The organism is Bradyrhizobium sp., assembly GCF_049519115.1.
In the GTDB taxonomy this organism is placed as follows: Bacteria; Pseudomonadota; Alphaproteobacteria; order Rhizobiales; family Xanthobacteraceae; genus Bradyrhizobium.
This window is the reverse complement of the sequence record NZ_JBEKRB010000026.1, coordinates 1-22,778: the sequence shown is the minus strand read 5'-3', so window position 1 is coordinate 22,778 and position 22,778 is coordinate 1. Positions and strand designations below refer to the sequence as shown.

Genomic DNA, 22,778 nt, shown 5'->3' with positions numbered 1-22,778 from the left:
CGAACCCGGAATCTCGAGAGTCCGGGCCTGCGCTTCGCGCACCCCGCAATGACCTCAAGCAGGATAGAATGGCCAAGGATACCACTGGGCGGCTGCATGTCACCGTCAAGACCGGCGGCAAGCGCAAGCTGTCCTCAAAGCTCTGGCTCGAACGCCAGCTCAACGATCCCTATGTGGCCCGCGCCAAGCGTGAAGGCCTGCGTTCGCGCGCGGCCTACAAGCTGATCGAGATCGACGACAAACATCATCTTCTCAAGCCCGGCATGACGGTGGTCGATCTCGGTGCCGCGCCGGGCGGCTGGAGCCAGATCGCGGCCAAGCGGATCGGGCTCGCGAGTGGCAAGGGCAGGGTGGTGGCGATCGACCTGTTGGAAATGCCGGAGATCGCCGGCGTCGTTTTCGCGCAGCTCGATTTTCTCGATTCCCGCGCGCCGGAGCGTCTGATTGCGATGATGGAAGGGCGCGCCGATATCGTGATGTCCGATATGGCGGCGAACACGACCGGCCATCGCAAGACCGACCAGTTGCGGATGGTCGGTCTGATTGAAACGGCCGCGTCGTTTGCCGCCGAAGTGTTGAAACCGGGCGGGACGTTCCTGGCGAAAGCCTTTCAGAGCGGCGCCGACGCCGAACTAATGGTTCAGTTGAAACGCGATTATGCGAACGTCCGCCACGTCAAGCCGGCAGCGAGCCGGCAGGATTCCTCCGAGCGCTACGTGCTGGCAACGGGATTTCGAGGCGGCAAGGAACAGGCCTAGACCGCATACGCCGCGAGCCGTGTCCGCCAGAGATTATGCCGCCCTCACCGAGTCCATGAATTTTCCGACTTCCTGTTTCAACCGGTTGCTCTCAGTCGACAGCGATTGGGCCGCTGACAGCACCTGCGACGAGGCGGTGCGGGTTTCGGCAGCGCCGCGCTGCACGTCGGCGATGTTGGCGGCGCCCTGTGAGGTGCCCTCAGCCGCGCGTTGCACGTTGCCGGAGATCTCTTGCGTGGCGGCGCTCTGCTCTTCAACGGCCGAAGCGATGGTGGAGGAAATTTCCGAGATCCGTCCGATGGTCGTGCCGATTTCCTTGATCGCTACCACCGAGTCCTGCGTCTCAGACTGAATATTGGCGACTTGCTGGCTGATCCTGCCGGTGGCATCGGCGGTTTGCTCGGCCAGACTCTTCACTTCGGCCGCGACCACCGCGAAACCGCGGCCGGCTTCGCCGGCGCGCGCCGCCTCGATGGTGGCGTTAAGCGCCAGGAGATTGGTCTGCTCCGCGATATTCTTGATGAGATTGACCACTTCGCCGATCTCCGCCGCCGATTGCGATAGCCGGCCGATGCGCGCATCGGTCTTCTGTGCCTGATCCACCGCATCAGACGCAATGCGAGAAGAAGCATCGACCTGACGGCTGATCTCGGCCACCGACGACGCCAGTTCCTCGCTGGCCGCGGCCACCGAATGCACATTGGTCGATGCGCTGCTCGACGCATCCGCCGCGTGGTTGCTGACGGTCTGAACCGTGTCCGCGGTCCGGCTTAATGTCGTTGCCGAGGCTTCCAGCTGGCTCGCTGCGCTCGACACCAGCACGATAATCTCGCCGACATCGCGCTCAAACTGATCGGCCAGCCGGTTCATCTCGGATTTGAGCTGCTCGGTCTGTCGGCCTTCGATCGCGGTTTGCTCCTCGCGCAGACGATCGGTCTCGATCATGGCATTGCGGAATACACCGACGGTACGCGCCATCTCGCCGATTTCGTCCTTGCGGTCCATATTGGCGACCGGCGCCTCGAATTCGCCGATGCTGAGCGAGGCCATGCGATGTTTCAGAACGGCCAGCGGCTTCACCACGCTACGGGTAATCATCCAGGCGATGGCGATCGACAGCATCATCAGCACGGCGATGACGATCGATGCGGTACGCACCATCGACCAGAACGACGCGTCGACCGAGGAAATGAACTGCGCGTTCCCGATCATCAGGTGCCAGGGTTCAAAGCCGCGGGCCCAGGCCACTTTGTCGACGGGTGTCGGATCGGCGCTGCTGCTCAGGAAAACAAAACGAAGGCTAGAGCCCGCCCCGCCTTGCCGCGCGATATCGATCAGGGTCGATGCGAACGGCATGCCATTGGCATCCTTCATGTTGCGCATGTCCTTGCCCACCAGCGTGGTCACGCTGGGGTTGGCGACCATGATTCCGGTGTCGTAGTCGTAGATGAAGACGTAGTTGGTGTGGTTTTCATACCAAACCAGGCTGGCGACAGCCAGAAAGCGCGCTCTCGCTTCCTGATCCGTCATCTGGCCCGCGGTAACGGCCTTTTGAAAGCCATCGGCGATCTGCCAGACCGAATCGACGATGGCTTGTGCCTTCTGCGTCCGTTCGACAATCAATTGGTTGCGTCCGACGAGCAGTACCGAGGTTGCGACCAGCGCCATGCATATCGCCCCGACAATCGTCATGGCCGCTAGTTTCGCGGCAATCGAGCGGTTCGAAAACAGATTGAGAAATTTCGACATGGGTACGGTCCGGCGAGTGCTGCGCTAAAGCGTGTCGATCATGCGCTGGCTAATAACCGCGACGCTAAAACCCAATCGTTAAAATCGGATTCACGATCATTTCACGCCTTGGTTATGGCGATGCTTATGAGTTAGGCAGTGAAAGGCGGATCATGCGAACACATGACGATGGTGCATCCGGCGTTCCCCGGATGCAGCGCAGCGCCGGCGCATATTTGGAACGTTGTCGGTAGATCTCTGGCGCGTTGCGCTGCTGATCCGGGGTCCAATTGGTCCCGGCTCTGCGGTGCAGCGTTACACGATGCACCGCGTTCGGGACACGAGACAGACCATCACCCCAACCGCTGATCCCGCGCATCCTGAGTGCCCTGGCTTGCCGCCTTGACGGCTTCCTTGGCCGCGCCCTTGCGGCTGGAAATCTCCACCGCCTTGCGGCCCGAGATTTCGTGGCCCGCATCGTCAGGCATCCGCCAGAACAGGAAGGCCGAGGCGACCGATATCACGCTGACCACAAGGAAGGCCGGGGCGAAGACGTCGGCGGTCAGTTCGTTCACGTGGCGGAACCACATGGTGGATTCCACCGAGAAGGCGCCGACCGCGACGCCGGCCGAAACCGCCAGCTGCTGGTTGACGCTGACGAGTGTCGTGGCGCGGCTCATCTGCGGCGGCTCGACTTCCGCATAAGCGACCGTGTTGATCGCGGTGAATTCCAGCGAGCGGAAGAAACCGCCGACCACAAGGATGATCACGATCAGCAGCAGTGGCGTCGTGACGGTGAACAGCGCGCAGGCGGCAAGGAAGATCGAACTGATGACGGCGTTGATTGTCATCAGATTGCGGAAGCCGAACGTTCGGATGATGCGCGCGGCGAGCGTCTTCATGCCCATGGCGCCCGCGGCGGTGCCGAAGGTGACAAGCCCGGAGTGGAACGGGGACAGGCCGAAACCGACCTGCATCAACAGCGGCAGCAGAAACGGCAGCGAGCCGATGCCAAGCCGAAACAGAAAGCCGCCGAGAATACTGGCGCGCATGGTCGGCAGCCGAAGCAGTCCGAAATCGAGCACGGGGGAAGAGGTCCGCCGGGCGTGGGTGACATAAAGCGTCATTGAAATCGAGCCGATGGCGACTAACGCGGCGACGACGCTCCACGGCAACAGATTGAGTCCGGCGACCGAGAGGCCGAAGGCGATTCCGGCCAGCCCAACGCCGGCGAGCACCATGCCGTAGAGATCGAATCGCTCGGGGTTCTCGCTTTTGATGGGATCGATGTAGCGCAGCGCCATGAAGATGCCGAGCAGCCCGATCGGGATGTTGATCAGGAAAATCCAGTGCCAGGAAAAATAGGTGGTGATGAATCCGCCGAGCGGCGGTCCGATCACAGGGCCTACCAGCGCCGGAACGGTGACCCAGGCCATGGCGTTCACGAGCGCACTCTTGTCGATCGAGCGTAACAGCACGAGCCGTCCGACCGGCGTCATCATCGCGCCGCCGATGCCTTGCAGCGTGCGTGCAAAGACAAAACCGGCGACCGATTCCGACAACGCGCAGCCGATCGAGCCGGCCATGAATACCGCGATCGCCGCTGAAAAAACCAGCCGCGCGCCGAAACGGTCGGCGGTCCAGCCGCTCGCCGGAATGAACACGGCAAGCGACAAAAGATAGGACGTGATCGCGAGCTTGAGCGTTAACGGGCTCGTGCCGATGTCGGCGGCAATCGCCGGCAGCGACGTCGCGATGACCGTCGAATCCATGTTCTCCATGAACAGCGCAGTGGCCACGATCAGTGGAAGCAGACGTTGTTTGTCCATGGAGATACTTTGTGATGCGGGGAACTTATGAGGCAGTCCTGCCTTAGTTGCTCGTGGAACACAGCGGAACCTGGGGATTCATCTTAGTTGATCTTTGATTTCAATGCATTCCCGGCGCATGCTAACAAAAGGCTTCGGTTAGTGTTTGTGGCGATTCTGTGCGGAAACCTTAACGTGCCCTGATGTGCATAGCTCGTCTGCACAAGAGGGGTTGTGCCTGGGAGAACATTGTGGGAGCTAGGCCCTACAGAGCTGTGATGCTCATTTCCCAGTCAATCTTTTAGAGAAGGAGAAACCCGGAATGGGGCACCGTTTGCTGTTTGTTGCCGCGATCGTTCTTGGTCTCGCTCCCGTCAGCGCGTCCGCTGAGGGTATTCTGCACCGTGCATCCTGCTCGGTCGTTCGTTATTACGTCGCCAAGTACAGCGCGTCGATGGCGGAAGCCTACGCGCGCAGCAAGGGCGCGACCGAGGCTGAAATCGAAGCAGCCCGGCGCTGCCTCGATACCGGATCTTCGCGCGTTCGCACCGCTCAGGACATGCACTAATCCAACTATAAGTGATTGCCGCGGGATGCACGTGATGTGCGCCCGCGGCTTTTTTGCCGCTACGGTGGCTGTGGGCCGCCCACACGATTGCTGGATTGGCCCCTTTGATTCGTCATGGTGGCGTGCTATCGACCACCGCCAACCCTACTGATGGGCCTGATTCGACGACGAAGCCCGCTTCGCCGTTGCATTGGCACATCCTGGATCAACCGCGGCCTGCGAGCCGCCGGATGGAGTTGGTAATGGCGCAGGTTCAATCCATCAACGAAGCCTTCACGTTCGACGACGTGCTGCTGAAACCCGGCCTTTCGGACATTCTGCCTTCAGAAGCCGATATCCGCTCGCGCGTCACCCGCGCTATCCCGCTCAATATTCCGATCATGGCGTCTGCCATGGACACCGTCACCGAAGCGCGCATGGCGATCGCGATGGCGCAGGCGGGCGGGGTCGGCGTCATCCACCGCAATTTCGATCCCGAAGGTCAGGCGGCGCAGGTACGCCAGGTCAAGAAGTACGAATCCGGAATGGTGGTCAATCCACTCACCATCGGCCCCGACGCGATGCTGTCGGATGCGCTGGCGCTGATGAGCGCCCATGGCTTTTCCGGCATTCCCGTTGTCACCGGCGGCGGTGAGGGCAGGCCGGGAAAACTGGTCGGCATTCTTACCAACCGCGACGTGCGTTTCGCCACCGATCCGAGGCAGAAGATCTCCGAGCTGATGACGCACGAGAACCTCGTGACGGTGCGCGAGGGCGTCAGCCAGGACGAGGCCAAGCGGATGCTGCACCAGCATCGCATCGAAAAGCTGCTCGTGGTCGACGAACAATATCGCTGCGTCGGTCTGATCACCGTGAAAGACATGGAGAAAGCCGTCGCCCATCCGCTGGCGTGTAAGGACGCGCAGGGACGTTTGCGTGTGGCGGCCGCGACCACGGTCGGCGAGGGCGGTTTTGAGCGCACCGAGCGATTGATCGACGCCGGCGTCGATTTGATCGTGGTGGACACCGCGCACGGCCATTCCGCGCGGGTGCTGGAAGCGGTCAATCGCATCAAGCGGCTGTCCAACGCGGTGCAGGTGATCGCCGGAAATATCGCGACCAAGGAAGGCGCCCAGGCGCTGATCGATGCCGGCGCTGACGCCATCAAGGTCGGCATCGGCCCGGGCTCGATCTGCACCACGCGCATTGTCGCCGGCGTCGGCGTCCCTCAGCTCACCGCGATCATGGATGCGGTGGAAGCCGCCAAGAAGGCCGACGTGCCCGTGATTGCGGACGGCGGCATCAAGTTTTCCGGCGATCTTGCCAAGGCGCTGGCGGCCGGTGCCGATATCGCGATGGTCGGCTCGCTCTTGGCCGGCACCGACGAGACGCCGGGCGAAGTGTTTTTATGGCAGGGCCGTTCCTACAAGGCCTATCGCGGCATGGGCTCGGTGGGTGCGATGGCCCGCGGTTCGGCCGATCGTTATTTCCAGCAGGACATCAAGGATACGCTCAAGCTCGTGCCCGAAGGCATCGAGGGGCAGGTGCCGTACAAGGGGCCGGTCGCCAATGTCATGCATCAGCTTGCCGGTGGTCTGCGCGCCGCGATGGGCTACGTCGGTGCGCGTAATCTCGCCGAATTCCACGAGAAGGCGCAGTTCGTGCGCATCACCGGTGCGGGCCTGCGCGAAAGCCACGTTCACGACGTGACGATTACGCGCGAGGCGCCGAACTATCCGGGCGGGGCGTAATTGCTGCCTCTGTCCGTCATGCCCGCGCGCTTGTCGCGGGCATCCAGGTCTTGCTTTCTGCGGATACAAAAGACGTGGATGGCCGGGACAAGCCCGGCCATGACGATAAGGTGCTCGAGTCTTCAGAACACCAACTCGCCGCATACGCATTATGCAACATGGCGTATGGGGTGGGCTGATCATCCAGTGTACATCCAGCCGAGATGCGGACGCTTTTGCCCGCGGTGAGAGTTCAGCCGGATGTTGCAGGAGGTCAAGATCGCAAAGCCGGCGTCGCCGCCGATGGACGGCTTGCCGCCGGAGAGCCGGATCTGGGCGGTCGTCGCGATCTCCGTCGCGGTCGGGATGGCTTCGCTTGACACAGCGATTGCCAATATCGCCTTGCCGACGATCGCCGCCGACCTGAAAGTGAGCCCGGCGGATGTGGTCTGGGTGGTCAACGCCTATCAGATCGCGCTGGTGGCCACGTTGTTGCCGCTCGGCGCGCTCGGCGAGATCGTCGGCCACCGGCGCATTTATCTCGGCGGCCTGTTGCTGTTCACGATCGCCTCGCTCGGATGCGCCTGCGCCTGGTCGTTGCCGACTCTCTTGATCGCGCGCGTGCTCCAGGGCCTCGGCGCCAGCGGTCTGATGGCCGTGAATTCGGCGCTGATCCGTTTCGTCTATCCAAGCCGGCTGCTCGGCCGCGGCTTCGGCTATAACGCGATGGCCGTCAGCACCGCATTTACCCTCGGCCCCACAATTGCCTCCGGCATTCTGTCGCTCGGGACGTGGCCATGGCTGTTCGCGGTCAACATTCCCTTCGGCCTGTTGGCGATGGCCATCGGCATGCGGACCCTGCCGCTGACGCCGCGCGCCGAACATGGTTTCGACTTTCTCGGCGCTATCCTGGCCTCGTTGTGCCTCGGCCTTGTCATTCTCGGTGTCGGCAGCGCGGCGCATAGGGCTGAACTTGGTTTGGTGTCGGCCGAACTCGTTTTGGGACTGGTGCTGGGGATCGTTCTGATCCGCCGCCACGCCGATCATCCGGCGCCGATGCTGCCGATCGACTTGTTTCGCCGGCCGATGTTTGCGCTCTCGGCCGTCACGTCCGTCTGTTCGTTTGCCATCCAGGGAATCGCCTTCGTCTCGTTGCCGTTCTATTTCGAGGACATTCTGCTCCGGAGCCAGGTCGAAACCGGTTTCTTCATGACGCCATGGCCGCTGGTGGTCGCGATCATGGCGCCCGTCGCCGGCCGCTTGAGCGATCGTTATCCGGTGGGACTGCTCGGCGGCGTCGGTCTCGTTCTGCTTGGGATCGGCATGACGTTGCTGGCGACGTTGCCGACTTCGCCAAGCATTCTCAACATCGTCTGGCGCATGGCGATTTGCGGGCTCGGCTTTGGCTTCTTCCAGACGCCGAATTTGAGGGCGATCATGTCGAGCGCGCCGCCCGGCCGCAGCGGCGGCGCCAGCGGCATCGTGGCGACCGCGCGCCTGACCGGACAGACGATCGGCGCGGCGCTGACCGCGTTCTGCTTTGTGCTGGCCGGCCGCGAAGGCGCCACCTATGCGCTTGCGCTCGGTGCGGGATTTGCCGCGGTCGGCAGCGTCATGAGTTTTCTGCGGCTGACGATACCGGCGACCAAGCCCTGAAGCGCGGCCAGAGGCGGATTACCTCGAGAAAATATCGTCCAGGCTGACATTGACCTGACCGGATGCGCGGACGTGCCGGACCTCGAAACTCCCAGGCCGAAACCGGTACTCCACCAGTCCGGTCTCCTTCACGCCGATCACTTCCTGCATCCGATCCGGGACGATGAATCCGACCGACGGCGCCCAGATGTGCCGGGTATGCGCGTAAGTGAAATCGCGGCGCTGATGCACATGACCGCTCGCAACTAGCCGGACATCGTACGCATCAAGCAAAGCAGCCAACCGCGCGCGCACGGGCTGGGGAACGAACCGGATGGCCGTAGCCGCTTCCTCGAGATCTTCCGGCGTATTCAAAAATAGCGGCTTGTGCAGAAACAGCGCGACCGGTTTTCCGTTCGCGCCCGCAAGCTGCGAGGTCAGCCATTCCTCCTGCTCCAGTTCGCTCAGGATTCCCGTATTCATGATCAGCGAGTTCAATCCGATAAAGCGCCAACCCTGTGCCTCGAATTGCCAGCGGTCTTCGCCGAAAACCGAAATAAAGGCGTCGCGCTGCTCCTCAGTCGCTGGGCATGAAGGTGCTGCGCCGACCGCGCTCGGGTTGTCGCCGATATCGTGATTGCCGGGCAGGTAACGGCAATCCACCGGCAGCATGCGATGAAGTTCTTTCGCGAATTCCATGTCGGCGCGGCTGGTCGGCCCATCCCAAGACACGTCCCCGGTGTTGATGACGAGATCGGGCCGGTGCGCGTCAATATGTTCGCTGACGCGATGGAAATTTTCGGTCAGCACAGCAAAATTGCGGGTGAGGTGCGTATCTGAAATCTGGGTTAGGCGAAATTCGACCATGGCGATATCCCTCCAGATGAAATCCGGCGCATCTGACGTCGTTGATCATCGCCTCGGTTGGTTGCGGCCGTGTGACCAAGTTAACCCCGCCGCACGCTGGCGCCGCCATCGACCGGCAACGTCACGCCGGTGATGAAGCTTGCTTCGTCGGAAGCCAGGAACAGCGCGGCATTGGCGACGTCCCACGCGGTGCCCATCTTGCCGCGCAACGGCACCTGGGCGTCGCGCATGGCGGCGACTTCGGTTCGGGTCTTCTTGAACGCCTTGGCGCGGGTATCGACCGCCATCGGCGTGTCCATCAGGCCGGGCAGGATCACATTGGCGCGGATGCCGTATTCGGCGTTCTGATAGGCGAGCTGTTCGGTGAACGCGATCATCGCCGCTTTGGTCGCCTTGTAGGCCACATAGGGATAGACGGTGATCGCGGCCATCGAGGAGATATTGATGATGGCGCCGCTCTTTTGTTGCCGCATGACGGGAATCGCATATTTCGCCGCCAGAATGCAGCTCTTCAGATTGATCGCGACGCAATTGTCGATCGCGGCTTCCGTGATGTGCAGCAATTCGGCGTCGCCACCAGCGAGGCTGACGCCGACATTGTTGTGGAGGATGTCGAGGCGGCCCCATCGCTTCGGTGCTTCCTCGATCATGGCCTTGAGGTCGCGCTCTCTCGTGACATCGGCTTCAAAGGCGACCGCCTTGCCGCCTTTGGATTCGATCAGATCAGCGGTTTCCTGCGCGGACGCCAAGTTGCGATCCACGCAGAGCACGGAAGCGCCTTCGCGCGCAAAGGTGATCGCCGTGGCGCGGCCGTTGCCTATGCCTTCGCCGGGGCTCTGGCCGGCGCCGACGACGATGGCCGTACGATCTTTCAGCCGCATGTTTCACTCCCGCAAATTTTCATTTGCGGAGAGTTTACCGGAAGCGCAGGTGCGAGGCTAATTCCCGTTGCGCGGAGCCGCTCAGCCCTGATGCGACCGGTCCATCTCGGTGGCGAGTTCTTTCGCCCGTTCGGTCGTCTTCTGCCATTGCAGTTCGAATTGGGCGGTGGGGCTGACCTGCGTACTGATGAGATGGGCCATCGCGGCATTGCGCATGTCGTAGATCACGAACGCCATCAGGGCGAGGCCAATCGCTGCCGCCAGGCCGTGACGGATCATGTCGCGGTAGCTGCGATAGCCGGTCTGGAAGTAGATCGCGAGCGCCAGCGCGACCGTCACGGCCGCGACGACACCCGTCAGCGCCGGCATCAGCACACCGGTTCCGTCGTCGGCGCTCAAATCGGGCAAAATGCCTGCCGCGCCCGAGACCAGGCTCGTTAATTCGGTGGCAGCGGTGTGGAGCGGATCGAGGTTCATCGCAGCCTCTTTGCGGCTAAAGGGATGACAACGCGAACAGGTGACCATTGGTCGCCTTCGCCTCGGCCACGGTTCAAGCCGGGGTCGTCTATTCCCTGCCCAATTCATTGTCACGGCGGCGGCTCGTCGCTATAGCGGGGGAGGCACTCTCAAAGAGAATCGGGGGCTGACATGTCGATCCAAAGCGTTCTCTTGCCGGTCTTCGTCCTGATCGGGCTGACTTTCGCGCTCCTGCTCGGCATGGCCGGCGCCCGCCGCAGGGCGTTGGTCAGCAAGGAGACCAAGATCAGGGATATTGCGCTGGGGCAGCAGAACTGGCCGACACGTGCTACCCAGATCGGCAACTGCTACCGGAACCAGTTCGAACTGCCGGTGCTGTTTTACGTCCTGATCGCGATTGCGCTGCCGATCCGCCATGCGGACCTCGTGATCGTGATGCTGTCCTGGGTGTTCGTGGTGGCGCGCTTCGTGCATGCCGGCATTTTCGTGAGTTCCAACGACCTCAACCAGCGTTCGCTGGCCTGGTTTGCCGGCGTGCTTGTGTTGCTCGCGATGTGGGTCTATTTCGCGTTGAAGATTCTGCTTCTGATCTGAAGCATCTAGACCCCAATCGAAAGATCTGAATGACCCCCGCCGCACGGCTTTCGGCAGCTATCGAGCTGCTCCAGACCATTGACGACCAGCGTGTTCCCGCGGCCCAAGCCTTGAAGGAATGGGGCACCGCGCATCGCTTTGCCGGTTCGGGCGACCGTGCCGCGATCTCGGGCCTGGTCTGGGACGTGCTGCGCCGGCGCGCCTCGAGCGCCTGGTTGATGGGCAGCGACACGCCGCGCGCGCGCCTGCTCGGCATGCTCCATCTCGAGCGCAAGCTCGATGCCGACCAGATTTCGGCGTTGTGCGACGGCAGCCGTTTCGCGCCCTCCGCGGTGACCGATACTGAACGATCCGCATTGATCTCGAATTCGCTTCGATCCGCGCCTCCACCGATTGCCGGCGATTATCCGGAATGGCTTGATCCTTATTTGGCGGAAGTATTCGGCGAGGACCGCGTAGCGGAAGCCACCGCGATGGCGAGCCGCGCGCCGCTCGATCTGCGCGTCAATACGCTCAAAGCCAAGCGCGACAAGGTGCTGGCTTCGACCGCGCATCTCGGCACCATGGAGACGCCGTGGTCGCCACTGGGGCTGCGCATCGAACTTGGCGCCGATGCCCGCAACCCCGGCATTCATGCCGAGGAAGCCTTCATCAAGGGCGCACTCGAGGTGCAGGACGAGGGCTCGCAACTGGCGGCGCTGTTGTCGGCCGCCAAACCCGGCGAGCAGGTGATCGATCTCTGTGCCGGGGCCGGCGGCAAGACGCTGGCGCTCGCCGCGATGATGGGTGGAAAGGGCCGGCTCATTGCAACGGATAGCGACAAGCGCCAGCTCGCGCCGATCCATGAGCGGCTGTCGCGCGCCGGGATCCATAATTGCGACGTGCGGACGCCAAAGGGTGACGGCGGCGAATTGTCCGACATCCGCGGCTCGGCCGATCTCGTGATGATCGACGCGCCCTGCACCGGAACCGGAACCTGGCGGCGCAACCCCGACGCCAAATGGCGAATTCGTCCCGGCGCGCTCGAACAGCGTCTGAAGGCCCAGGCCGAAGTGCTTGATCGCGCGGCTCCTCTGGTCAAGCCGGGCGGCCGTATCGCCTATGTGACCTGCTCGGTATTGTCTGCTGAAAACGGCGGCCAGATCCGCGAATTTCTGGCCCGGAGTGCGGATTTCGCGGTGATTCCGGCCGCCGAGACCGTGACGGCGCTTTGGGACAAGGCCGAGGATTTCACCGCCGCCACGTTGCAGTCGGCCGAGGGGCTACTGATGACCCCGCGCCGGACGGGTACGGACGGGTTTTATGTGTCGATTTTGACCCGGAAAAGCTGAGACGAATAAGCTCGTCATGCCCGGCCTTGTGCCGGGCATCCACGTCTTCCTCGGCTGCATATTTTAAGGCGTGGATGGCCGGGACAAGCCCGGCCATGACGGCTGTTTCAGCCTTGCGACCCCGGCCTCCGTCGCGTAATTGCTTGATATGACTCAGGCCCAGCCCGCAGCAGAGTCGGTGCCCTCCGTGGCCTCGGCGCATGACAAGATTCTGATTGTCGATTTCGGCAGCCAGGTCACGCAACTGATCGCCCGCCGCGTTCGCGAGGAGGGCGTCTATTCCGAAATCGTCCCGTTCCAGAAGGCTGAAACCGCCTTCCGCGAGATGCAGCCCAAAGCCGTGATCCTCTCCGGCGGCCCGGCCTCGGTGCTGGACAAGGATGCACCCGCGGCTCCGATGTCGATCCTCAATGCAGGGATTCCCGTGCTCGGCATCTGCTACGGCGAGCAGACCATGGCGCAGCAGCTCGGCGGCACGGTGGAAGCCGGCCACCACCGCGAGTTTGGCCGCGCCACCATCGAGGTCACCGATGACTGCGCGCTGTTCGACGGCGTCTGGCAGAAGGGCGGCCGTTACGACGTCTGGATGAGCCATGGCGACCGCGTCACGCAACTGCCGAAGGGATTTCGCGGCGTGGCGAGCGCGCATGGATCGCCGATCTCGGTGATCGCCGACGACGCGCGAAAATTCTACGCCATGCAGTTCCACCCTGAAGTGGTGCATACGCCAGATGGCGCCAAGCTCATTCGCAATTTCGTTCGCAAGGTCGCGGGGCTTGCCGGTGACTGGACCATGCGCGCGTTTCGTGAAGAGGCGATCGAGAAGATCCGCGCCCAGGTCGGCCGGGGTAAAGTGATCTGCGGTCTCTCCGGCGGCGTCGATTCAGCGGTCGCGGCCGTCTTGATCCATGAGGCGATCGGCGACCAGCTCACCTGTGTGTTTGTCGATCACGGCCTGTTGCGGCTCAACGAGGCCGAAACCGTCGTCGACCTCTTTCGGCACCACTACAACATCCCGCTGGTTCACGTGGATGCATCGAAGCAGTTTCTGGGCGAGCTCGAAGGCATCACGGATCCCGAACAAAAGCGCAAAACCATCGGGCGTCTGTTCATCGACGTGTTCGATGCGGAGGCGAAGAAAATCGGCGGCGCGGAATTTCTCGCGCAAGGCACGCTCTATCCCGACGTGATCGAGAGCGTGTCGTTCACCGGCGGCCCGTCGGTGACGATCAAGAGCCACCACAATGTCGGCGGCCTGCCCGCGCGCATGAACATGAAGCTGGTCGAGCCGTTGCGTGAACTGTTCAAGGACGAGGTGCGCGTGCTGGGCCGCGAACTCGGCCTGCCGGAGATTTTCGTCGGCCGGCATCCATTCCCCGGACCGGGGCTTGCGATCCGCTGCCCCGGCGACATCACGCGCGAAAAGCTCGGCATCCTGCGCAACGCGGACGCGGTCTACATCGACCAGATCCGCAAAGCCGGACTTTACGACAAGATCTGGCAGGCCTTCGCCGTGCTGCTGCCGGTGAAGACCGTCGGCGTGATGGGCGACGGGCGGACGTATGAATATGTCGTGGGCCTGCGCGCGGTGACATCGACCGACGGCATGACCGCCGACTTCTATGCCTTCGACATGAAATTCCTGGGCGAGACCGCGACCCGCATCATCAACGAGGTCAAGGGCGTCAACCGCGTCGTCTATGACGTGACGTCAAAGCCGCCGGGGACGATCGAGTGGGAGTAAGGGGATACCACGGGCGGCTATAGCGTAGGTTTGGTGGATTTATTGCCAGCTGAGATGGCAGCGCTCATGGTCTTCGCTCGGTTCTTCCGCTCCGTCTCGATCGCCGCCAGTGAACTGAAGCGCGATCGGCGCCGACCGTAAAGAGCGTTCACCCGGCCAGAGAGCCATTGTGTAGTCTGGCGTGCAGATCGGTGGCGTTGGTTCGGACGTCAGAACTATTGGACTTGTGGAAGGGTCCAGGCGGTTGCACTTCGGCGATCAAGATAGGCGTCGAGGCGACCGTGCGGGCATTACCCTCGAAAATCTTCGCACGATTCTCTGCACTGAGGGCCGCCACCTGATCGACGTAACGCCGTGTGTCGTCGTAATGGTGATTGGTTTCCGGGTCGATGCCGCGCACTGCTCCCACCATCTCCGACGCGAACAGGATGTTATCGATCGGAATCACCTTGGTGAGTAGTTCGATACCCGGCTGATGATAGACACAGGTGTCGAAGAAGACGATTCCGAGCAGATGTTCCGCGAGTGGCGGAAGCTTCATATCCTGAGCGATGCCACGATAGCGCCCCCAATGATAGGGCACCGCGCAGCCGCCGTGCGGGATAATGAACATGAGGCCCGGGAAATCCTTGAAGAGCTTCGATGTCAGGAATCGCATGAAGGCGTGGTATCGCCGTTGATATAGTGAGAGCCCGTGGCGTGGAAATTGGGGTTGCAACACGAACTGACGTGGACCATGGCGGGCACATCGAGCTCAACCATCTTCTCGTAGAGTGGATACCACCACCGGTCGGTGAGCGGAGGATCCGTCCAATACCCATGTGCTTTCTACCTTTGCACATGGGGCCGCGGGTGCATCGGACACTCGGCTTTCCCTGCGCCCTCTGTCCTTGGAGGAACAAGGTCCAGGCACAACTCGGGCGCTATCGGCGCCGCGGGATCGAATTTGCACGTGTTCGGCTGCATGAAAATCCCAAACATCTGGGCTGTTGATCGTCTGGCTTATGACTTGACGCGACGATGGAGCGGGAGTGGTTTGTGCTCGGCCGCACAAGCCAGACGGAGCCTGCCTCGATGAAATCCACGCGCCGAAACCTGAATTCCGCGACCAAGCCGAACAAGGAACCGAAGCTGTCCCGCACTCACTCACCCGCCGATCTTTCACCGGTGGACTGGCAGCGCGGTTTGCGCCGCCAGTTCGGGCGCGAGCAGGCCTTCGGGATTGAGAATCTGGGCAGCGAACCGTTTTTCTCCGAGTTTCGCGTCAGCAATCCCGATTCGAAATCAAGCTATCGCGTGGCGATTCGAGGCAGTGGACCAGGCGGAAATTTCTGTTCCTGCCCGGATTATGCCACCAGCGAGTTAGGTACCTGCAAGCACATCGAATTCACGCTCGCCCGGTTGGAGAAAAAGCGCGGCGCGAAGACCGCGTTCGCGCGCGGCTATCAGCCGGCATTTTCCGAGCTGTATTTGCGCAATGAAGGCAAGCGCCGCGTGCATTTTCGTGCCGGGACGGATTGCCCACCGGCGGTGCGCGAGGCCGCTGCCGGCCTGTTCGACGCCGGGCACGACGGAATGCTGCCGGACAATCGCCTTGGCGAACTCGAGCATTTTATGACCATGGCGTCCAAGTCCGGTCATGAGTTACGGGCCTACGAAGACGCTCTCGATTTTTTCGCGGGACGGCGGGATGCGGACCGGCGGGCCGCAAAGCTCGAGCAGTTGTTCCCACGCGGCGCTGCCGATCCCAAGCTGCTAGCGCTTCTGAAGGCGCCTCTCCATCCCTATCAGGCCGAGGGGGCGCTATTCGCGGTGCGGGTCGGTCGGGCACTGATCGGCGACGATATGGGGCTAGGCAAGACCATACAGGCAATCGCCGCCACAGAAATACTGGCACGGAATTTTGGCGTCTCGAAAGTGCTGGTGATCTGCCCGACCTCGCTCAAATACCAGTGGCAAAGCGAGATTGGGCGTTTCTCGGGGCGACATGGTGAAAATGCGGCGCGCGTCATCAACGGCGGCCGGGCGCAGCGGCAGAAGGACTATGCGTTAGACGACTTCTGCAAGATCACAAACTACGAGAAACTCAAGCCCGATCTCGACCTGATCGCCGCCTGGGCGCCCGAACTGGTGATCGTCGATGAAGCGCAACGGGTAAAAAACTGGAACACCATCGCAGCACGCGCCTTGAAACGCATCGATAGCTCCTATGCGATCGTGCTGACCGGGACGCCCCTGGAAAACAAGCTAGAAGAACTGGTTTCCATCGTCCAGTTTGTCGATCAGCACCGGCTGGGGCCAACCTGGAAGCTGTTGCACGAGCATCAGGTCAAGGACGAAACCGGGCGCGTCACCGGCTATACCGGGCTGGAGAAGATCGGCCAAACGTTGGCGCCGGTCATGATCCGCCGGCGCAAATCCGAGGTGCTGCGGCAACTGCCAAGCCGGACCGACCAGAACCTGCTGGTGCCGATGACCGAGATGCAAATGCTCTATCACCAGGAAAACGCCGACGAGGTGGCGAAAATCGTTCGGCGTTGGCGCAGGACCAGGTTTCTGTCGGACAAGGATCAGCGGCGGCTGATGATCGCCCTGCAGAACATGCGCATGTCGTGCAACAGCACCTATTTGCTGGACCGGGAAACCGACCATGGCGTCAAGGCTGACGAATTGGCGGCACTCTTCGACGAATTGTTCGCCGAGCTCGAAGCCAAGGCGGTGGTGTTTTCGCAGTGGACACGGACCCACAACATCGTTATCCGCCGTCTCGAAGCCCGCGGGATCGGCTACGTCTCCTTCCACGGTGGCGTGCCGTCGGACAAACGGCCGGCGTTGATCGAGCGGTTTCGCGATGATCCCGCCTGCCGCGTGTTCCTGTCGACCGATGCCGGCAGCACCGGCCTCAATCTGCAGCATGCCTCGACCGTGGTGAACATGGACTTGCCGTGGAACCCGGCGGTTCTCGAACAGCGTATCGCGCGCATCCATCGTATGGGTCAGGTGCGGCCGGTTCGCGTCATAAACTTCGTGGCAAAGGGCACCATCGAGGAGGGCATGCTTTCGACGTTGGCGTTCAAACGCTCCTTATCGGCAGGAATTCTCGACGGCGGCAGCGGCGAGATTTCGCTCGGCGGTTCGCGTCTCAACCGCTTCATGAAGGACGTGGAAAACGTCACCGGAAATATGGGCGAGGGCGAGGCCGTGACGCCGGCTGAGGAAGTGAGGAATATCATCACTTCTGATGACGCCGGATCCATAGAAGATGTACATGCGGACGCGAACATTGGCGCTGGCGAGATGGCGATCGCGCGGACCGATGGGGCTGGAGCACCACCGCGCGATGCAGCTCCCGATCCGTGGCAAGCCTTAGTGCACGTGGGTGCGCAGTTGATCGGTGCACTGGCGGCTGCCAGTGGACCCAACGCTGCGACGCATCCGTGGATCGAGCGCGATCTGGCCACCGGCGCGCAAAACCTCAAAATACCGCTGCCATCACCGAAAATCGCGAAGCAACTGGCCGATGCGCTTTCAGCGCTCGCGGACAATCTGCGGGGTGGGATTGAGTGACGGGCGAGGGCGGATGGCGAACATGCGCGGCGAGGCGGAACAGGTCACCTACGTTCTCACGCTCAAAGTGCGTTTCGGTCGCTGGTGCAATTTCATGAAGTCATTGGGGTAGCTTCATGCGGCGCGCCAAGATCGAGGAACAAAACCGTCTCATGGTCAGACGCCAGCGCGAACTCCGGACCGCTGCAGACGTGGTGACGAAGGCGTGGACGGCCTTTCCGGAGGTTCAGGCGCTCGCCGTGATAGGCTCGGTCGCAAAGCCGTTATGGAAGGAGGTTCCGAGATTTAGGGAGTTTCGCGAACAGCGGATCGAGATTTGGCACGAATGCAGGGACCTCGATCTGGCTCTTTGGATCGATTTGCAGCATCGACTCGGTGAGCTGCGTCGGGTAGGCGATCGCGCCTTGCGCGAAGCTTATGAGGGCGGGATCGGCACGAGCATCGCCAACCATGAGGTTGACGTGTTTTTGTTCGAGCCGCAGAATGATCGCTATCTCGGTCGGTTGTGCTCGTTCAACCATTGTCCCAAGGGAAAACCGGATTGCTCGGTTCCCGGTTGTGGCGCGATTCCGTTCAACAAGCGCATTGCGGATTTTGCGCCTCGCGGCGATCTTCTCGCCTCGGCCGCGCGGGCGATGCTCTACCAGCGCGGTGCCGGCCTGCTGCGCTCAGCGCTCGACCTGCCTTCGGTGGATGAGGATCAGGATTGAGATACGCGAAGGGCAATATGGCATTGACTACGCCTCGGTTTAGGCTTGATGCAGCGCCTGCTTACGAGTTTCGTGGAGGACCTCAAAACGCCGCGGGCACAGGTGGGATTACAAGTTAGTCCGGGCAGCCGGACAGCCGGGCCGGTTCGGCTGTGAGAGGAAAAGCGATCGGTGCATGACGGGTTTGATGCCGATCTGGGTGTACTCGAACAGCGAGGCCGGCTACGTTCACTTCGCAAACGCTCCGGAATCGATTTCACGTTGAATGATTATCCGCTCCGATGGCAGCAATAAGAAGGCTTCCGTTCCCGAAGTGGCTGACGCCGGCCGCGCGCTGTTGGCGGCGTATTCGTTTCAGCGCACGGGCAACCACCACCAGCGCGAGGATTACGAGTTGGGTGTCATCGTCCGGGCCTCGCTAACGGGCGACGAGGGAAAGCCGATCGCGCGGCAGCTGTGTCGGGGTTTGCTCGCTGCAGCTGCCAGCCACAGCGTATCCGCCTTTGAGTACGACGACCTGATGACGGGATTACTTAGGGTCCATCCGGACGACGTGCTCGATGAACAGATAAGCGGCGATAAGAAAGCCAAAGGCGGAAGCGTGGGATTGATCGGCGAATTCGCGCGCCATCACACGAGCCCGATGGATGCGGTGCCAGATGCCACGCTGGTCGCATGGTGTGACCGGGATCCTGTAGCGCGCTATCCCTTCGCGGCCGCGATTGCCACCCTGTATAATCAGAAGGACGACGAGAATCCGGACGGATGGAGAGACATCGCACGGACCCTTCTCTTGAAAACCCCGGACTAGGAGGCTGTGTTCAAGGAGATCGCCAGCCGGTTGTTTCCAACGGGTGGCGTCGGCTCGCTCTCCTCGCAGTACGAAGCCCGGCTCAAGCTTCTCGGCCAGTTAGATCTTAGCGATATGCCCGCACTTGCGGCGCCGCTGGCAAGGGCCAAGGATGCCTTGCAGAAAGAGGTTGATGCTTGGCGAAGCCGCGAGACCGAACAGGATCGCGCACGCAGCGGCCGTTTCGAGTAACCCTTGATGCCCGGCAGCTTCACTCTGTTAAAATTTATTGCGCTTGTTAGCTCGCATCTCAATAAGGTTGAGGTGCTTTGCGCAAAATGTACATGTCGCGACGTTCTACGAGCCAATCTCTTTCAGGAGATTCTGCACGTCCATGGTCTTGATCAGAACCGTGCCAGGTTCCTCGATCGGCCATGAAAGATATTTCGCGTGAGCCATAAGCTCAATTCTCGATCGGTTTTTGAGAAAAGCTTCGACCCGCCCCTTCTGGTCGAGACCATTGGTCCCGAAATGATCATCAAGAGCTTCACGGCTAATTTCACAACTGACGGAGCTGCCAAGCGCCTGGCCGACGAACGTCACAACATCCCGGCTGAAATCGTAACGTGGGGGTGGATTATTGAAGGTCAGATCGATATCTGCGATCGCCGAGCGCCGACCGTCAATAGCCTTGAGCACCCAATCACGACCGGTGCCGCTGACGGCGGCAAGACCCTCGTTGAGTAATTCGCGCCAGCTCGGACCGCGCTTATAGGCCTCCTGCCACGCGAGCCTCAGCTCGTTGGGTCTTTTTTGCCCGAGCACTTCGAACAGGGCATCGGCTTGCTGAAGATCTTTATCGCGCTTGGCCAATCCTTCGGGACGCCGTCGCGAAACAATCAGCTTGTGCACCGCATAGCGCGCGGGAGCCGGAACGTGAACATGGATACCGGCGCCGTGCAGGATCACGGCTGGTTCCGGGTCGTGAATGAGAAAATCGAGAAAGCGCAGCGGCTGCGCGTCTGTTTGCAGCGCCGGAAGTGCCCGGGGCTTGCCGGTCTCCTGTCCTTCGTTGGGGGTGAGAAAATCAACCCGCAATCCGCCTTTGGCAGTATAGCTGGTCACGCGCCTGCCATCGACGACGTGCGGAATGGCACGGAAGGTCTTGTCGACTTCCTTCAAAATTTCGAGCACCGGCGGAGTGCTATCGCCGATCGCAACCGATACATTTTTGAACTGAGCGATATCGATGTCGCCCGTCTGCAGGGGAGCGGCGGAGAGCCGGACACCCAGCATCGCGGCATAGGTCTGATAGGCGACTGTGCCGACGAGAACACCGCGAAGCCGAAAGACGCCGGCCTTGGCGAGCGCGGCGATGACATCGCCGATTTCGGGAATAGGCCGGGGAAGACCGAATGATCGCACCAGCGTGGATACTAGGGCGCGGCGTTCGCGCTCGTCGTCACGCGTTTCCGTGTGATGCGCGATGCGGTCCAATAATTCAGGCGTCTCCGGGCCGACATATCGTTGAGTTCGCGCCGCACCAGTCCCTGTCTGAAAGTACCAGTACTTGCGTCCCTTGAGGGTCTTGGAGGTGAAGGCGCCGCCTTCCGTGAAGGCGTCGTTGAATGCAGCGTTGGCGCAGCGCTCCAGCAACTCGGCATAGGTCGTCTGGGCGACCAGTGGGGGCACGGCCATGACGACCTCCGGGGCGTTATACTCATCTTGCAAAATGAGTATAACCTTGCCGGACTAAGGGCGTCCACCAAATTTATACTCATTTCGCAAAATGAGTATAACAACAGTTAATGCATGGAAGTATGGGCAGCCGGCCCTGTGTCGAGATTCAGAAGGCTGACGCTGTGCGGCTGTGCGGGCCGCATGCGGTGTTCAAGGACGTCGGGCTGGCGTTGCTAGAAATACGTTGCGAGGTGCGCACGGCAACGAGGCATCAGGGCCATCGCGGTGAACCTATTCGTAGAAACACCGCCATGGGCCGCTTACGGCAACAGCCTTCCCATTGTCATTTCAGTGCTCGACCAGTTCGGCTAGATAATACTAAAGCACTTCGCCAGAATGCGAGTCGCGTTGTGCGCATTGCTCTGTGTTCTAACGCTATCCAGCGACATCTTTCGTCGCGCAACGGAAGTTGCGTTTGATCGTCTTCGACTGCCGGCTCGTCGAGTCGTCTGCAGCCGATAGATGATGAGATGCATATTCTGGGGAGGCCAAGATTAAGCCAATAATTTCAACAGCGAAGAAATCTGACGGCATGGATGACGGTATTGAAGAATCAACGCCAAAAAATATTTGCTATTACAAGAATTTAGAACGGCAATTGATGATTGAGTGGGAGTAGGGGGCTTCCAATGGCGCGTTCGCAGTTCGTTGACTGCCCTACAAACTACGTATCCCGAAACGGATTGACGATCCGCAACCCTTCCTTCAGCGCCAAGCCGTGCTGCATATCTTCCGACCACAGCGTGTCGCAGCCGGCGTGAAGCGCGGAAGCTGCGATCATCGCGTCGTAGATGGAAAGGCCGTATCGCTCGGCAATTCCAAGGCCGGTCTCGTGGGCTTCGACGGTGAGGGGATGAACCGTCAGCAGGTCGCGCAGCATGTTGAGCAACGCGTGCGTCTCATCCCATGATATTTGCATCTTCCGGCGTGCGACGTTCGCGAGTTCGTTGAGAACCTGCACGCTGATGGAGCCGCCCTTGGCAATCGCCGCTTCCGCCCGATCGGCCTTCTTCGCATCGCCTGAGGCGATGTAAACGAGAACGTTGGTGTCGAAGAAGCTAACGGGCATTCGCCTCGTCCCTATCGAACTTGAAATCGGCAGGGAGACGGCCGCGGAAGGCGCGTAAACGTTTTAACAGTTCGCCGCGTCCAGGCTTGCGCGCCACGCCGAACAGCCGGCCATCCGCGATGTGGATTTCGATCTCGTCGCCTTCCTTGAGCTTGAGTGCTTCGACGACAGCAGCAGGCAAGCGGACCGCGAGACTGTTTCCCCACTTGGCAACTTGCACGGCTTCATCCTCGATTGATATACAATTAGTGCAGTGTATATCTTGGATGCTCGGAGGTCAAGACCGTCGGCGTCATGGGCGACGGGCGCACGCATGAATATGTCGTGGGCGCGCGGTGACCTTGACCGACGGCATGACAGCGGACTTCTATTCGTTCGACATGAAAGCATTGGGCGAAACCGCAACCCGCATCCTCAACGAGGTCAAGGGCGTCAACCGCGTGGTCTATGACGTTACCGCAGGGGATGATCGAGTGGGTGTGAGGGGAAGTACCGTGGAGAAGTATCGGAGAGCAGAGGATACTCGGGCGAATCCTAGGCTATCGATAGTAGTCGATAGAGTCTAAGCGACCCGCAGATCTGCCGCTCCGTAGGCGTCTCCCTGCTCTTTGAACGGCGCCCATACGCCGATTACTGCTCCTTCTTGAACAAATCCTGGAAGATGAGCTGGCCCCAAATGCGGCCGCGTGCATGCACCAGCGCGCCACCCTCGTTGAGCTTTCCCAGCTTGACGGGTGCGAACCCGAGTTGTTTGGCCAAGGCCGCCACGGGAGCGGTCGCATCCTCGTCGTCGCTGGACAGA

At 61.2% G+C, this 22,778-nt stretch carries 19 protein-coding genes and 3 pseudogenes; 12 read left to right on the top strand and 10 right to left on the bottom strand.

The window, feature by feature from the left end; all coding sequences use genetic code 11:
• The first annotated feature begins 68 nt into the window (after nt 1–68).
• A complete protein-coding gene (locus tag ABSE61_RS19790) occupies nt 69–758 on the top strand; it encodes an RlmE family RNA methyltransferase (RefSeq protein ID WP_423872823.1) in 690 nt (229 codons plus the stop codon).
• A 33-nt stretch (nt 759–791) separates the two neighbouring features.
• On the opposite strand, the gene ABSE61_RS19785 is transcribed toward ABSE61_RS19790, so the two are convergent.
• Together ABSE61_RS19785 and ABSE61_RS19780 are read right to left on the bottom strand one after the other, a co-directional pair.
• On the bottom strand, nt 792–2,507 hold the full coding sequence (locus ABSE61_RS19785) for a methyl-accepting chemotaxis protein (protein WP_423872822.1): 1,716 nt from the start codon (nt 2,505–2,507) through the stop codon (nt 792–794).
• Nucleotides 2,508–2,839: 332 nt separating this feature from the next.
• Complete coding sequence (locus ABSE61_RS19780) at nt 2,840–4,315, bottom strand: MFS transporter (protein ID WP_423872821.1); 1,476 nt, start codon at nt 4,313–4,315, stop codon at nt 2,840–2,842.
• Nucleotides 4,316–4,616: 301 nt separating this feature from the next.
• Between ABSE61_RS19780 and ABSE61_RS19775 the strand changes: the two genes are divergently transcribed.
• The 3 genes from ABSE61_RS19775 (at nt 4,617) to ABSE61_RS19765 (ending at nt 8,227) form a co-directional block, all read left to right on the top strand.
• Nucleotides 4,617–4,862 carry a hypothetical protein gene (locus ABSE61_RS19775; protein WP_423872820.1) on the top strand — a complete coding sequence of 82 codons (246 nt, stop codon included), beginning with the start codon at nt 4,617–4,619 and terminating at the stop codon, nt 4,860–4,862.
• A 242-nt stretch (nt 4,863–5,104) separates the two neighbouring features.
• Complete coding sequence (gene guaB / locus ABSE61_RS19770; RefSeq protein WP_423872819.1) at nt 5,105–6,592, top strand: IMP dehydrogenase; 1,488 nt, start codon at nt 5,105–5,107, stop codon at nt 6,590–6,592.
• A gap of 240 nt (nt 6,593–6,832) precedes the next feature.
• Complete coding sequence (locus ABSE61_RS19765; protein WP_423872818.1) at nt 6,833–8,227, top strand: MFS transporter; 1,395 nt, start codon at nt 6,833–6,835, stop codon at nt 8,225–8,227.
• Between the two features lie 18 nt (nt 8,228–8,245).
• Here ABSE61_RS19765 and ABSE61_RS19760 read toward each other — a convergent pair whose 3' ends face one another.
• The 3 genes from ABSE61_RS19760 to ABSE61_RS19750 all read right to left on the bottom strand — a co-directional run bounded on the left by ABSE61_RS19760 (nt 8,246) and on the right by ABSE61_RS19750 (nt 10,431).
• The gene (locus tag ABSE61_RS19760) at nt 8,246–9,073 is read right to left on the bottom strand and encodes a metallophosphoesterase family protein (RefSeq protein WP_423872817.1); all 828 of its coding nucleotides are present in this window, start codon (nt 9,071–9,073) and stop codon (nt 8,246–8,248) included.
• Nucleotides 9,074–9,153: 80 nt separating this feature from the next.
• Nucleotides 9,154–9,954, bottom strand: coding sequence for an SDR family NAD(P)-dependent oxidoreductase (locus ABSE61_RS19755; protein WP_423872816.1), 801 nt, complete (start codon nt 9,952–9,954; stop codon nt 9,154–9,156).
• Between the two features lie 81 nt (nt 9,955–10,035).
• Nucleotides 10,036–10,431 carry a hypothetical protein gene (locus tag ABSE61_RS19750; protein ID WP_423872815.1) on the bottom strand — a complete coding sequence of 132 codons (396 nt, stop codon included), beginning with the start codon at nt 10,429–10,431 and terminating at the stop codon, nt 10,036–10,038.
• 171 nt (nt 10,432–10,602) lie between these two features.
• Between ABSE61_RS19750 and ABSE61_RS19745 the strand changes: the two genes are divergently transcribed.
• The 3 genes from ABSE61_RS19745 (at nt 10,603) to guaA (ending at nt 14,100) form a co-directional block, all read left to right on the top strand.
• Complete coding sequence (locus ABSE61_RS19745) at nt 10,603–11,025, top strand: MAPEG family protein (protein WP_423872814.1); 423 nt, start codon at nt 10,603–10,605, stop codon at nt 11,023–11,025.
• Nucleotides 11,026–11,054: 29 nt separating this feature from the next.
• Complete coding sequence (locus ABSE61_RS19740) at nt 11,055–12,356, top strand: RsmB/NOP family class I SAM-dependent RNA methyltransferase (protein WP_423872813.1); 1,302 nt, start codon at nt 11,055–11,057, stop codon at nt 12,354–12,356.
• Between the two features lie 148 nt (nt 12,357–12,504).
• A complete protein-coding gene (guaA, locus tag ABSE61_RS19735) occupies nt 12,505–14,100 on the top strand; it encodes a glutamine-hydrolyzing GMP synthase (protein WP_423872812.1) in 1,596 nt (531 codons plus the stop codon).
• 277 nt (nt 14,101–14,377) lie between these two features.
• Here the strand turns inward: guaA and ABSE61_RS19730 are convergent.
• Nucleotides 14,378–14,919, bottom strand: a pseudogene (locus tag ABSE61_RS19730) (amidohydrolase family protein); the annotation flags it as partial.
• Between the two features lie 255 nt (nt 14,920–15,174).
• Here ABSE61_RS19730 and ABSE61_RS19725 point away from each other — a divergent pair.
• From ABSE61_RS19725 to ABSE61_RS19710, 4 genes are all read left to right on the top strand, one after another.
• A complete protein-coding gene (locus ABSE61_RS19725; protein ID WP_423872811.1) occupies nt 15,175–17,667 on the top strand; it encodes a DEAD/DEAH box helicase in 2,493 nt (830 codons plus the stop codon).
• 116 nt (nt 17,668–17,783) lie between these two features.
• Nucleotides 17,784–18,377 carry a hypothetical protein gene (locus ABSE61_RS19720; protein WP_423872810.1) on the top strand — a complete coding sequence of 198 codons (594 nt, stop codon included), beginning with the start codon at nt 17,784–17,786 and terminating at the stop codon, nt 18,375–18,377.
• Between the two features lie 265 nt (nt 18,378–18,642).
• Nucleotides 18,643–19,188 carry a hypothetical protein gene (locus tag ABSE61_RS19715; RefSeq protein WP_423872809.1) on the top strand — a complete coding sequence of 182 codons (546 nt, stop codon included), beginning with the start codon at nt 18,643–18,645 and terminating at the stop codon, nt 19,186–19,188.
• Between the two features lie 6 nt (nt 19,189–19,194).
• Nucleotides 19,195–19,419 (top strand): hypothetical protein, encoded by a 225-nt coding sequence (locus tag ABSE61_RS19710; RefSeq protein WP_423872808.1) that lies wholly within the window; start codon nt 19,195–19,197, stop codon nt 19,417–19,419.
• Nucleotides 19,420–19,524: 105 nt separating this feature from the next.
• Here the strand turns inward: ABSE61_RS19710 and ABSE61_RS19705 are convergent, their stop codons facing one another.
• From ABSE61_RS19705 to ABSE61_RS19695, 3 genes are all read right to left on the bottom strand, one after another.
• On the bottom strand, nt 19,525–20,865 hold the full coding sequence (locus tag ABSE61_RS19705) for a GSU2403 family nucleotidyltransferase fold protein (RefSeq protein ID WP_423872807.1): 1,341 nt from the start codon (nt 20,863–20,865) through the stop codon (nt 19,525–19,527).
• 706 nt (nt 20,866–21,571) lie between these two features.
• A complete protein-coding gene (locus ABSE61_RS19700) occupies nt 21,572–21,976 on the bottom strand; it encodes a PIN domain-containing protein (protein WP_423872806.1) in 405 nt (134 codons plus the stop codon).
• Entirely contained in the window at nt 21,966–22,196 is a 231-nt protein-coding gene (locus tag ABSE61_RS19695) for an AbrB/MazE/SpoVT family DNA-binding domain-containing protein (RefSeq protein ID WP_423872805.1), read from the bottom strand. Before ABSE61_RS19695 ends, ABSE61_RS19700 begins: the two co-directional genes overlap by 11 nt.
• Before the next feature lie 56 nt (nt 22,197–22,252).
• On the opposite strand from ABSE61_RS19695, the pseudogene ABSE61_RS19690 reads away from it, so the two are divergent.
• Nucleotides 22,253–22,437: pseudogene (locus tag ABSE61_RS19690) on the top strand (GMP synthase (glutamine-hydrolyzing)); the annotation flags it as partial.
• Nucleotides 22,438–22,606: 169 nt separating this feature from the next.
• Here ABSE61_RS19690 and ABSE61_RS19685 read toward each other — a convergent pair.
• Nucleotides 22,607–22,778, bottom strand: a pseudogene (locus ABSE61_RS19685) (NADP oxidoreductase coenzyme); the annotation flags it as partial.